Genomic DNA, 12332 nt, shown 5'->3' with positions numbered 1-12332 from the left:
CACTGGCCGTAGCTCCCTATAGAACAGGGTACGGCCAGTTTGATTGATGAAAAGGCAAATCCCTCTAGGGCACCTTCCCTGCGTCATCTGCTGCTTACTCTTTGCTCAGCGGCCACCTCGCGCTGATGCTCAAAAAGTGTCATTGCACTCTTCATAATTGGCCAAGTCCCTTCACGGCTCACAGCAGACACAAGGTACCAGGGCGCAGTCCAACGAAGCTCGGCAATCAGTGCCTCTGCTAGGGCCTGGGCCTCTTCCTGGGGCATCAAGTCAGCCTTGTTCAACACTAGCCAGCGCGGTTTATCTAGCAATGCTGGGTCGTGGCGTTCGAGTTCGATTTCGAGTTTACGAACCTGCTCAATGGGTAACAGACCTACCCCCACTTTTTCGTTACCGTAAGCATCAGCAGTTGCGGAAATATCCACCATATGCAGCAGCAACTTAGTACGCTGCAAGTGACGCAGGAACTGCATGCCAAGCCCTACACCATCAGCGGCTCCTTCGATCAAGCCAGGAACATCAGCGATCACGAAGCTGCTGTAGGCTTCAATTTTGACCACGCCCAGGTTGGGATAGAGCGTGGTAAATGGGTAGTCAGCCACTTTCGGGGTGGCAGCAGAGACTGCACGAATGAAGGTGCTTTTGCCAACGTTTGGGAAACCAAGCATCCCAATATCAGCAAGCAACTTGAGTTCCAGTTTCAAGGTACGCTCTTCGCCCTGCTCTCCAGGCCTTGCTTGGCGTGGAGCACGGTTGATCGAGCTTTTGAAATGCATATTACCTAAGCCGCCTGTGCCTCCCTTGGCCACCAGTAAGCGATCACCATGACGGACCATATCGCCGATGACCTCATCCGTCTGGACATTGATCACCACGGTCCCAATCGGCACGCTGATAATTTTGTCCTGGCCAGCCTTACCGTACATCTGCTGGCCCATTCCATTCACACCGCGTTGCGCTTTAAAAATACGTTCGTGACGAAAATCCACCAGGGTATTGAGGTTTTCATCGGCAACTAGCCAGACGCTGCCACCATCACCTCCGTCGCCACCATCAGGACCACCAAGAGGGATAAATTTCTCGCGGCGGAAGCTAACGCAACCATCTCCACCGTTTCCGGCGATCACTTGAATTTCTGCTTCGTCGACAAACTTCATGGAATACGGATTCGGAATTGGAAAGCGAAAGACGATGGAACCAAGCAGTTTATACGTACAGAACCGCACGCAAACACGTAACAGGTTTACAAAGAAGACAAAGCCCCGCTATAGCGGGGCCTCTTTAGCCATGACCTATTCTACAGTCGAATACTACTGATTTGAGATTTACGCCGGAATGACGTTGACAGTACGACGCTTTTTCGGGCCTTTGATCGAAAACTCAACCGTACCATTCACCAATGCGAATAACGTATGGTCGCGCCCCAAACCAACACCGTCACCCGCATGAAACTGCGTACCACGCTGGCGAATAATAATGTTCCCGGCTTCAATGGCTTGTCCACCGAAGAGTTTGACTCCAAGGTATTTCGGGTTAGAGTCGCGGCCGTTACGCGAGGAACCTACGCCTTTTTTGTGTGCCATGAAAAATTCGCTCCTTTTATCGATTACTGCTTAGCGGGGCCGGAGATACCAGTGATTTGGATTTCCGTGTAATACTGACGGTGCCCTTGATGCTTCATGTGATGCTTACGACGGCGGAATTTGATGATTCTCACTTTACGGGCGCGGCCATGGGCCACAACCTTTGCAGTGACAGAGGCATCTTTCAAGGCTTCGCCCACGTGGATGCCATCGCTACCACCCATCAACAGGACGCTGTTAAAAGTCACATCGCCCCCAGTTTCGACATCAAGCTTTTCAACCCGAAGCGTCTCCCCCTGAACAACGCGATATTGCTTACCACCGGTGACCAGTACTGCGTACATGACCATTCCTTCCTTTTTAATGTCGTTATTGTGGCCGCTGTCTCCAGAATCTGGACAGACAGAAGGGCACAGATCCTAGCGTTTTTCCGAAAAAAAGGAAAGAAGTCGCTGCGTTTCAGTCAAGCTCAGACATGGGACTAAAGTAGAGTTGAGGGTTTCCAATGGCATTTGGCATCCTCAACGTTCGATTTGGATTCAACTCATTCCTCTAGGCGGTTGATGATGGAGGGCATAAAACACGTGGAGAATTTCTGCAACTCATCATTCATTATGCTTTCCAATCTAAACTATCATCCATCAGTGCCCCGCCACTGACCTGCATTCCGGATACCCCATCGTGACGGCCCTCATCCGTATCCGCGGCGCGCGGACACACAATCTTAAGAATCTGGATCTCGATCTACCGCGTAACACACTGATCGTCATCACCGGCCTCTCAGGCTCTGGCAAATCATCGTTGGCATTTGACACGATCTACGCTGAAGGTCAGCGGCGCTATGTCGAATCACTGTCGGCCTACGCGCGGCAGTTTTTGAGCGTGATGGAAAAGCCGGATGTGGATCATATTGAAGGGCTGTCTCCGGCTATTTCAATTGAACAAAAGTCGACCTCGCATAACCCCCGCTCCACCGTCGGTACGATCACTGAAATCTACGATTATTTGCGTCTGCTGTATGCACGTGTCGGACAGCCGCGCTGCCCGGAGCACCATTACCCGCTGGAAGCACAAACAGTGAGCCAGATGGTGGATCACGTATTGACCTTGGATCCAGAGCAGCGCTACATGCTGTTGGCGCCTGTGGTACGTGAGCGCAAGGGTGAACATACCCAAGTGTTCGAACAACTGCGTGCACAAGGCTTTGTGCGCGTGCGCGTGGATGGCGAACTGTATGAGATCGACGCGGTGCCAACGCTGACACTGCGTCAAAAGCATACGATTGAAGCAGTCATTGACCGTTTTCGCCCACGTGAAGACATCAAGCAACGTTTGGCGGAAAGCTTTGAAACGGCATTGAAGTTGGGCAACGGGATGGCTTCGGTCCAAACGCTGGACACAACAACAGCCACACCACACCTGTTTTCCTCTAAGTACTCCTGTCCAGTATGCGATTATTCGCTACCGGAATTAGAGCCACGGTTGTTCTCCTTCAACGCCCCGATGGGGGCGTGCCCCGCGTGCAACGGTCTGGGAGTCACCGAGTTCTTCGACCCGGCCAAGGTCGTCATACATCCAGATCTTTCACTGTCAGCTGGTGCTGTGCGTGGTTGGGACCGCCGCAACGCTTACTATTTTCAATTGATCGCTTCGCTCGCCAAGCACTATACGTTCGACATTGACGCATCATGGGAATCGCTCCCTGAAGAGATCCGTCATACCATCCTGTTCGGCAGTGGCGATGAGCAGATCAACTTCACCTATTTGACGGAGGCTGGAGGGCGTACCAAGCGCAAACATCGCTTTGAAGGCATTGTGCCGAACCTAGAGCGCCGCTACCGTGAGACAGAATCCGCTGCCGTACGTGAGGAACTGGCCAAGTACGTCAGTACGCGGACCTGCCCGGAGTGCGGCGGCACACGTCTGAACCGCGCCGCACGCAATGTATTTGTTGCCGATCGGACGCTCCCTGAGCTGACAGTGCTGCCCATTAATGACGCATTGGAATTCTTCAAAACGCTACGCCTGTCAGGCTGGCGTGGTGAGATAGCAATTAAAATTGTCAAAGAAATCGGGGAGCGTCTCGGCTTCCTGGTCGATGTTGGTCTGGACTACCTAACATTGGAGCGTAAGGCCGATACCCTCTCTGGTGGTGAAGCACAACGTATCCGCCTAGCGAGTCAGATCGGTGCTGGTCTAGTGGGAGTGATGTATGTGCTGGACGAACCCTCCATCGGATTGCACCAGCGTGATAACGAACGCCTGCTCGGTACACTAACTCGGTTGCGCGACCTTGGTAATACGGTGATTGTCGTTGAACACGACGAGGACGCCATCCGCCAAGCCGACCATATTCTCGACATTGGTCCCGGTGCCGGTGTGCATGGTGGTGAGATCTGTGCTCAGGGGTCGTTGGAACAGATTATGGCCGCGCCGCGCTCCTTGACTGGCCAATACTTATCCGGTCGACGCCGGATTGAAATCCCCAAACAGCGCCACCCCCCCAATGCCACGAAGATGTTGCACCTGCGCGGCGCCTGCGGTAATAACCTTAAAGGCGTTAATCTTGACATCCCTGAGGGTCTGTTTACTTGCATTACTGGGGTGTCCGGCTCCGGTAAATCGACGCTCATCAACGACACGTTGTTTACGTTAGCCGCAAACGAGATCAATGGTGCTTCTCATCCCATTGCGCCGTATGCATCAGTCGATGGTCTAGAGCTGTTCGACAAAGTGGTAGACATTGATCAATCACCGATCGGACGCACGCCACGCTCCAACCCAGCAACCTACACTGGCATGTTCACCCCGTTACGCGAGCTTTTTGCGCAGGTTCCGGAGGCGCGCGCGCGCGGTTATTCTCCAGGACGTTTCAGCTTCAACGTGCGCGGCGGGCGCTGTGAAGCGTGTGAGGGCGACGGGCTGATTAAGGTTGAAATGCACTTTTTACCCGACGTCTACGTGCCATGCGATATATGTCATGGCAAACGTTACAACCGTGAGACGCTGGAAATACGATACAAGGGATATAACATCAACGACGTGCTGGAGATGACCGTTGAAGATGCCTTAAAACTGTTTGAAGCAGTACCAGCAATTGCACGTAAGCTGGAAACTTTGGTAGATGTAGGCTTGAGCTACCTCAAACTCGGCCAGAGTGCGACGACGCTATCAGGCGGTGAGGCGCAGCGCGTCAAATTGTCCAAAGAACTGTCACGACGCGACACCGGACACACGCTGTATATCCTTGACGAACCAACCACTGGGCTGCATTTTTACGACATTGAAGCGCTGCTGGCAGTAATGCACAAACTGCGCGATGCAGGGAATACGGTCATCGTGATTGAGCATAATTTAGATGTGATCAAAACGGCGGATTGGGTCATTGATCTCGGCCCAGAAGGAGGCGGACGCGGTGGTGAAATCCTGGTGGCCGGCACTCCTGAAACGGTGGCTGCGCATCCTCACTCGCATACTGGCCACTTCTTAGCCAAGCTGTTACCTCCTAAGGATGTATCCAACTGCGGTCATCGGAACCCTAAAGAAGAGGTTGACATTGCAAAAACGGTACACCGTTAGAGAACATCCACGATGAACGTTGCCTGCCTCCAAACGTGATTTACTTGGTTAGCGCTGCCAGACAATCCGAGACTTGGCAGCACAACGAGGGAATGACGATAGAGAAGCCAAGCGCCATTGGCATCACCGAATGGCTCTCAGATGGGAGAGTACTTCTGTCGCAGCCACATCTGAGTTATCTAACATGGCCTTGATCCTATGCAGGAGCATTTTTATGGCGGGCCATTCCGGTTTTGATGAAATGGCCTGCGCTTGCAAAGTCATTAGATTAGCTTGCAACGTGTGGTGAATATCTTGTAAGAGAGTCCCTTCGTCGATAGCTTTACGCAGACATCCGATCAACGGCAACAACGCGTCGATGTCTTCCACCGTGTGAGTATGAGTATGGGCGTCATGAGAACCCATCGCCCTGATTTGGTCAGTGGAATTTTTAACGCCTCCGACGTTAACAGTATCGTTTTTCACAATCTGCTTTTCCTGCGGCGAGAAGAGCCTTCCCTGGCCAAGCACCCCCTTAGCCTCCAGATTGAGTGCCCATTGCAGCACCTTGTCACGCACCTTTTCGAGGATTCCATGCGCCTGTAGGTTCGATAACACGCGCACCAGACGCACATCCTCTCCGAAGGAACCTCGCATCACCTCTGGCAACCGGCACTCTAACTCAGGGTGGAAATAACTGAAGCTCGTCCCCGGGGGTTCCTGAGTCATCTGGATCAGCACATGAACCGACTGCTTTATAGGGTCTTGAGAGCCCTGTTTAGCAATCTTAGGAGGAGGAAAGAAAGGAACCCGGCCATTGTCTGGATCCTCGACCATCCACTGCAACGATACCCGCCGATAGTCAGGAACGTCATCGGACGAGTAGCCGTTCAGTTCTCTGTTGATCCATGCCACCAGCTCGGGAAGTTCCAAGCGCGAGGCAACCACCAACGCCAAACGCAACAAATGAGCCAATGACACAGTCCGATCAATAGCCGCATCCACTAATTCATTCACCAACACTTTGCTTTCGTCCATGATCATGGCAACCGTCAGGGAACTAGATGCTCATTGTGCCATCGTTACTTCTCCCAAACACGGCCATCATCTGCAACAACGCAATGGCAAGCTCACTCTGGTTAACCTTATAGTGAATTTCTGTGAGCAACCCCGCAGTACAGGTGAGCTATCTGTACAGTAACGAGTCAGCCATCACCTAGTGATGCAATCTGTCTTTTTATTGCTCTCTTCCCCCTACATACTTAGGTGCATAGGGTATAGGAGCTGCAGCAATCGCTGTCAGCGATCACATGGGATAGCAAACATCCTCGTATCTCACCCATCCTGAGCGATAACGCAGCAAGCGAATCAACGCAGCCGGTGAATGATGACGCACTGCGGACCTGTGCCATGTCCAGCCGTCCCACATTGGCCACGACCCAGCACTCGGTAAACCCGCAGTACCCCAGCTTTTGCTTTTCTCGACCGCTGCGACGCAGTTATAGATGTGAGAGACCTGTGCCCCACGCTTCCCTTCTCACGCCGTAGGGTAATGGCGAAGGTCACACTCAGCCTCTGATGAGCAGGCTCAAGAGAAATTGATCTGTTTGTCGAAACCCGGACGCCACCACTGTGAAAACATCTCATCCAGTGCATCCCGCTCACGCTCATCTGCACAGCACGCCTTCGCCAGGTCGAAGAGAGTTGACATGCGTGCCAAATGCTCCTTGTGCGTCGGCTCGCCACGGACCTGAACGGAGCCACTGATGGCTCTGACTCTTTCCCATAAACACCTCGGCAGCCCCTCTTCTAAAAGTCCGAAAGCCATGATTGGTTTCTTGTGCCCAAAAGGCGGAATGACCCGAAGAATCAAGCGATGCAATACGCGATCCCCAGTCACAATCGCCGGTACCCCCTCAAAGCGATAGCCGTGTTGGCGCAATACGGGTAGGGTGAGCCATAAATTGAGATCGAACGCGCGGTTTCGTAAATAGGGGACATTCATATGATCAGTCTCGTCCTTCCGCCCTGGCTGGAAAGCGAGAAACGACTCTAGGTAAGAGAAAGCAGGCTTGGGATCATCAGTGAACTTGAGCGACTGGTGGCCCTTCAACAACGTCCCCAACGCTGTCAACGTGATGAGCGCTGGGGATCTTGGGATGTCCTGCTGCACGATGTGCTCAAGATGCTGCAACAGCTGCTCCGCAGGGAGCTGTTGCGTCAGCAGCGACTTCATTATCACGACGTAGCAAACAACGATGCTGCAATGGCGGCGTAGTACTGCATCGTTGTTACGCAGCAAGCGCACCTGCTGCTGTGCATACTGCTCGCGGAATCTCATCCCTAACTTTGCCAACTTTTGAATCATCGCCTCAATGCGATTCGTAGGCGATGCTCTAAATTCCGGGTTAGAGAGCCACTGTTCCTGCAATGCAAACCAAGGATTGATGACACTGCGCGTTCGAATGTATTCGGGCAACTGCGCGAACCACTGCACATTGGTCAGCGCGTTCGTATCCAGGAAGAGTTCGTAGCAAGAAGTGTTTTTGTCAGTGCCTTTGGCGACATTGAGAAACGGCAATATGACAGCAGTACCACCCTCAATGAAAATGCACCGCTCAGCGTAAGGCACCTGTGCGTTAACGATGTGCATGTGCTGTCTTGATTCTTTTTTAAGCAAGAAGGGACTTTAAGCAAGAAGGGACACGATTTCACTCCCACTCAATCGTGGCTGGCGGTTTTCCGGAAATATCGTAGACAACGCGGGACACGCCGCGTAGTTCATTGATGATGCGGTTGGAGACGGTACTCAGGAAGTCATACGGCAGTGGTGCCCAGTGTGCCGTCATAAAATCAACGGTCTCAACCGCGCGCAGTGCAATCACCCATTCGTACGCACGGGCATCACCAACAACGCCAACTGATTTCACCGGAAGAAAGACTGCAAAGGCTTGGCTGACCTTGTCGTACAGGTCGGCTTGATGAAGTTCATCAATAAAAATCGAGTCAGCCTTGGCCAGTAACTCGGCATACTCCGGCTTGACTTCACCAAGGATACGCACGCCCAAGCCAGGTCCTGGGAATGGATGGCGATATACCATGGCATGGGGCAGGCCCAGTGCAACGCCAAGGCGGCGCACTTCATCTTTGAACAATTCACGTAATGGTTCGACCATACCCAGGGTCATCTGCTCCGGCAAGCCGCCGACGTTGTGATGGCTTTTGATTACGTGGGCTTTGCCGGTTTTGCTGCCGGCCGATTCGATCACATCAGGATAAATCGTGCCTTGGGCCAACCATTTGGCCTGCTTTCGTTTGCTGGCCTCTTCCTCGAATATCTGGATGAACAGGTTGCCGATGATTTTGCGTTTGGCTTCTGGGTCGTAGACACCTTGCAGTGCGTCGAAGTAACGCGATGCCGCATTGATACGTACCACGTTGACGCCCATATGTTCCGCAAACATGGCCATCACTTGGTCGCCTTCTCCCCAGCGAAGCATGCCAGTATCAACAAATACACACGTCAGTTGGCTGCCAATGGCTTTGTGTAAAAGTGCGGCGACGACGGAAGAATCAACGCCACCAGACAGGCCGAGAATGACTTCATCGCAACCGACACGTTCACGCACACGAGCGATTTGGTCTTCAATAATGTTAGCGGAGGTCCATAACGTCTGACAGCCACATATATCAACCACAAAACGGCGCAATAAAGCCTGTCCCTGTAAGGTATGGGTCACTTCCGGATGGAATTGCACGCCATACCAGCGCTTATCCTCGCGACTCATCGCCGCAATGGGGATGCGGTCAGTGGCGGCTGTAATGGTGAAGCAGGGCGGGACGCGTGAAACATGGTCACCATGACTCATCCACACATCCAGACGGAACTCAGAGGGATGATCGGACAAGCCGGAAAACAAGGTATCCGGGTAAATCACCTGGACCGAGGCATGACCAAACTCGCGTTTGTCGGCTGCCTCGGTCGCACCCCCAAGATGTACGGCCATGGTTTGCATGCCATAGCAAATACCGAAGATTGGTAAGTCACTATCAAAGACGTGCTGCGGTGCTGCAGGCGCACCCGGGGATGTGGTCGATTCAGGGCCACCGGAGAGGATGATACCTTTGGCCCCGAAGCTCAGAATCTCTTCAGGGGAGTGATCCCAGGGCCACACTTCGCAGTAGACACCAATTTCACGGATACGACGGGCAATCAACTGGGTGTACTGTGCGCCGAAATCGAGGATAAGAATTTTGTCGTGATGAATATTCGGTGTCATAGCAGGTGGTCCAGTGACAGGAACGCAGTGGGCGCTGGCTCAATAAAAAAAACTCAGTAACGCGACACATAAGAGATCAGGCAAGTCGCACATCAGGTAAGCAATGACTCGAGAAAGATAGCCATGACAGCGATCCCCCACAAAACACAACAATACAAAATGCCACAACGATTGATACGGATGACGACCAACAAGGTCGCGAAAGACAGGCAGAGGCTCTGTGGGGCATCACTGAGACTCAGCGCATCCGATAATTCGGCGGCTCTTTGGTGATTTGCACGTCATGAACGTGACTCTCAACCTGACCGGCCCCAGTGATTTTCACAAACTGGGGTTTGGTACGCATCTCTTCGATTGTTGCGCAGCCAACATACCCCATGGTGGCACGCAAGCCGCCCATCAGCTGATGCACGATGCCACTGACTGAACCACGGTAAGGCACACGTCCTTCAATGCCTTCCGGGACCAGTTTGTCAACGTCGCTCGCTTCCTGGAAATAGCGATCTTTGGAGCCCTTTTCCATCGCCGCCAAAGAACCCATGCCGCGATAGCTTTTGTAAGTGCGCCCCTGGAACAACTCAACATCACCGGGAGCTTCCTCAGTCCCTGCAAACAAACCACCGATCATGACGGTTGATGCGCCTGCAGCTAATGCCTTGCCAATATCACCGGAATAGCGGATACCGCCGTCAGCAATCAGCGGAATGCGATCTTGCAGCGCGTCGGAAACCATCTGCACAGCGGTGATCTGCGGCACACCAACACCTGCCACCATTCGCGTTGTACAAATGGAGCCGGGACCGACACCCACCTTCACTGCATCGGCACCGACATCCATCAGTGCCAAGGCAGCATCACCAGTCACAATATTGCCGCCAATCACTTGTAGTTGCGGGAAGTAACGCTTGATCCAAGCCACACGATCAAGCACACCCTGAGAATAACCATGCGCAGTATCGACAATGATCACATCCACTCCAGCAGTAGCCAATGTCTCAACGCGCTTTTCAGTCTCTCCCCCTACACCCACAGCAGCGCCAACCAGCAAGCGGGTCACTGCATCTTTGGCTGCGTTGGGATAGTCGGATTTTTTTTGAATATCTTTAACAGTGATGAGGCCGCGCAGTTCAAAAGCATCGTTCACAACCAATATCTTTTCGATGCGATGTTTATGCAGCAGTTGGAGTACCTCTTGGGAGTCGGCCCCTTCTTTGACTGTCACCAGGGCTTCTTTTTTAGTCATGATATGGCGCACGGGGTCATCAAGCTCCCTTTCAAAGCGCATATCGCGGTGAGTCACGAGGCCAATTAATTGACCTTTATCAACAACAGGGACACCAGAAATGTTCTTGGCACGGGTCAGTGCTAACACATCGCGAATTGATGTCTCTGGATCAACTGTAATCGGATCACGAATGACGCCAGATTCGTATTTCTTGACTTTAGTGACCTCAGCGACTTGCTGTTCGATGGTAAGGTTTTTGTGGATGATGCCAATCCCGCCAAGCTGCGCCATGACGATCGCCAAACGAGCTTCTGTGACGGTGTCCATCGCCGCTGAAAGGATCGGCAATTTGAGCCTGATATTGCGTGTCAACCGGGTTTCGAGCTTGACATCCTTGGGCAGGACGGTCGAATGGGAAGGGACGAGTGAAACATCGTCGTAAGTCAAAGCTTCAGCCAAGATGCGCAGCATCGGCAGATCCGAGAAAGTTTTAGGTAATGCTTAATTTTACGCCGAAATCTCTCGGATCGACACTAAGGGCCTATGTTAATGACACCTTGCAACGTGCGCATGCCAGAACTAGGGGATCAACAATCCGTCGCTTCGGCGGCTTCCAGGGTGTTTTGCATCAACGTCGCTACGGTCATCGGTCCTACTCCGCCAGGTACCGGGGTAATCCAGCTAGCACGCTTAACTGCACTCTCAAAACCAACATCACCCACCAACTGACCATCATCAAGTCGATTAATGCCAACATCAATCACGACTGCACCTGGCTTCACCCACTCTCCAGGAATCACTCCCGGACGGCCCACTGCAACGATCAGAATATCGGCTTGACGCACTGCTGCTTCCAACATCTGTGGTGGGGTGAATTTATGGCAACTGGTGACAGTACAACCAGCCATCAACAACTCCAGTCCCATCGGTCGGCCAACATGGTTGCTCACTCCAACAATGGTGGCATTACGCCCTCGGACCGGTCGGTCGGTATGGCCGAGCAAGGTGACAATACCCCGTGGCGTGCATGGTCTGAGACCAAACTCACGCAATGCTAAGTGCCCAACATTTTGAGGGTGGAAACCATCCACATCTTTGCGCGGGTCAATACGTTGAATCAATCGATGCGCATCAGGGATGCCCGGCAATGGTAATTGGATCAGGACACCGTGGATCTTTGGATCGGCATTAAGCCGGTCAATCAACGCGGCCAACTCAGCCTCAGTCGTCGCTTCTGGAAGATCGAAGTCATAAGCTTTAATCCCCACCTTCTCTGCAGCACGCCGCTTGTTGCGGACATACACCACTGATGCCGGATCGGAACCGACGAGCACTACGGCCAACGTTGGAGGCAGTTTGCCTGCCGCCACACGTGCATCCACGCGTGTTTTCAAAGCATCAAGCAGGTCATCAGCAATACGACGCCCGTCGAGAATACGAGCCAAATCGGTGGCTGCCAGCATAGATACGATCACACCAAAGGTAAAATATTTTGTCGCCCATTGTGGCCCAATTCCTTCATGACTGACATCCCTGCAAGCGATATCACCACCTAAGGTCAGAACGCAGCAAAATGAAGAACAACGGGATTCTGAAGGAACTTCTTAGGTCTCCCAAGCAGCCTGGAGGTACGTCGTCCAAAAAAGGACGACGTACGATAAGCATCTTTACGCAAACCGAAGCAAA

Annotated in this window: 9 protein-coding genes; 1 reads left to right on the top strand and 8 read right to left on the bottom strand. The window is 52.7% G+C overall.

Going from position 1 to position 12332, the window contains the following annotated elements:
• Positions 1 to 83 precede the first annotated feature (83 nt).
• The 3 genes from obgE to rplU form a co-directional block, all read right to left on the bottom strand.
• On the bottom strand, positions 84 to 1157 hold the full coding sequence (gene obgE, locus F7G16_RS04865; protein WP_004088406.1) for a GTPase ObgE: 1074 nt from the start codon (positions 1155 to 1157) through the stop codon (positions 84 to 86).
• A gap of 168 nt (positions 1158 to 1325) precedes the next feature.
• Entirely contained in the window at positions 1326 to 1583 is a 258-nt protein-coding gene (gene rpmA / locus F7G16_RS04860; protein WP_004085949.1) for a 50S ribosomal protein L27, read from the bottom strand.
• 23 nt (positions 1584 to 1606) lie between these two features.
• Positions 1607 to 1927 (bottom strand): 50S ribosomal protein L21, encoded by a 321-nt coding sequence (gene rplU / locus F7G16_RS04855; protein ID WP_004088409.1) that lies wholly within the window; start codon positions 1925 to 1927, stop codon positions 1607 to 1609.
• Between the two features lie 337 nt (positions 1928 to 2264).
• Between rplU and uvrA the strand changes: the two genes are divergently transcribed.
• Positions 2265 to 5162, top strand: coding sequence for an excinuclease ABC subunit UvrA (uvrA, locus tag F7G16_RS04850; protein WP_004088411.1), 2898 nt, complete (start codon positions 2265 to 2267; stop codon positions 5160 to 5162).
• A 123-nt stretch (positions 5163 to 5285) separates the two neighbouring features.
• Here uvrA and F7G16_RS04845 read toward each other — a convergent pair whose 3' ends face one another.
• From F7G16_RS04845 to folD, 5 genes are all read right to left on the bottom strand, one after another.
• Entirely contained in the window at positions 5286 to 6185 is a 900-nt protein-coding gene (locus F7G16_RS04845) for an AbiTii domain-containing protein (RefSeq protein WP_012382682.1), read from the bottom strand.
• A gap of 544 nt (positions 6186 to 6729) precedes the next feature.
• The gene (locus F7G16_RS04840; RefSeq protein WP_004088418.1) at positions 6730 to 7794 is read right to left on the bottom strand and encodes a hypothetical protein; all 1065 of its coding nucleotides are present in this window, start codon (positions 7792 to 7794) and stop codon (positions 6730 to 6732) included.
• A 58-nt stretch (positions 7795 to 7852) separates the two neighbouring features.
• Positions 7853 to 9421 carry a glutamine-hydrolyzing GMP synthase gene (guaA, locus tag F7G16_RS04835; RefSeq protein WP_004088421.1) on the bottom strand — a complete coding sequence of 523 codons (1569 nt, stop codon included), beginning with the start codon at positions 9419 to 9421 and terminating at the stop codon, positions 7853 to 7855.
• A gap of 238 nt (positions 9422 to 9659) precedes the next feature.
• Complete coding sequence (gene guaB, locus F7G16_RS04830) at positions 9660 to 11117, bottom strand: IMP dehydrogenase (RefSeq protein WP_004088422.1); 1458 nt, start codon at positions 11115 to 11117, stop codon at positions 9660 to 9662.
• A 116-nt stretch (positions 11118 to 11233) separates the two neighbouring features.
• A complete protein-coding gene (folD, locus tag F7G16_RS04825) occupies positions 11234 to 12109 on the bottom strand; it encodes a bifunctional methylenetetrahydrofolate dehydrogenase/methenyltetrahydrofolate cyclohydrolase FolD (RefSeq protein ID WP_004088423.1) in 876 nt (291 codons plus the stop codon).
• Positions 12110 to 12332 lie beyond the last annotated feature (223 nt).

The organism is Xylella fastidiosa (assembly GCF_011801475.1).
Taxonomy (GTDB): domain Bacteria; phylum Pseudomonadota; class Gammaproteobacteria; order Xanthomonadales; family Xanthomonadaceae; genus Xylella; species Xylella fastidiosa.
Note: the sequence above shows the minus strand (reverse complement) of the source record. Positions and strands in the feature narration are given on the sequence as shown.

What these genes read in the sequence shown, in the direction of transcription:
- guaB (WP_004088422.1), bottom strand. Translation starts at nt 11,117, where the DNA reads ATGCTGCGCATCTTGGCTGAAGCTTTGACTTACGACGATGTTTCACTC.
- obgE (WP_004088406.1), bottom strand. Translation starts at nt 1,157, where the DNA reads ATGAAGTTTGTCGACGAAGCAGAAATTCAAGTGATCGCCGGAAACGGT.
- rpmA (WP_004085949.1), bottom strand. Translation starts at nt 1,583, where the DNA reads ATGGCACACAAAAAAGGCGTAGGTTCCTCGCGTAACGGCCGCGACTCT.
- folD (WP_004088423.1), bottom strand. Translation starts at nt 12,109, where the DNA reads ATGCTGGCAGCCACCGATTTGGCTCGTATTCTCGACGGGCGTCGTATT.
- rplU (WP_004088409.1), bottom strand. Translation starts at nt 1,927, where the DNA reads ATGTACGCAGTACTGGTCACCGGTGGTAAGCAATATCGCGTTGTTCAG.
- guaA (WP_004088421.1), bottom strand. Translation starts at nt 9,421, where the DNA reads ATGACACCGAATATTCATCACGACAAAATTCTTATCCTCGATTTCGGC.
- F7G16_RS04845 (WP_012382682.1), bottom strand. Translation starts at nt 6,185, where the DNA reads ATGATCATGGACGAAAGCAAAGTGTTGGTGAATGAATTAGTGGATGCG.
- F7G16_RS04840 (WP_004088418.1), bottom strand. Translation starts at nt 7,794, where the DNA reads ATGCACATCGTTAACGCACAGGTGCCTTACGCTGAGCGGTGCATTTTC.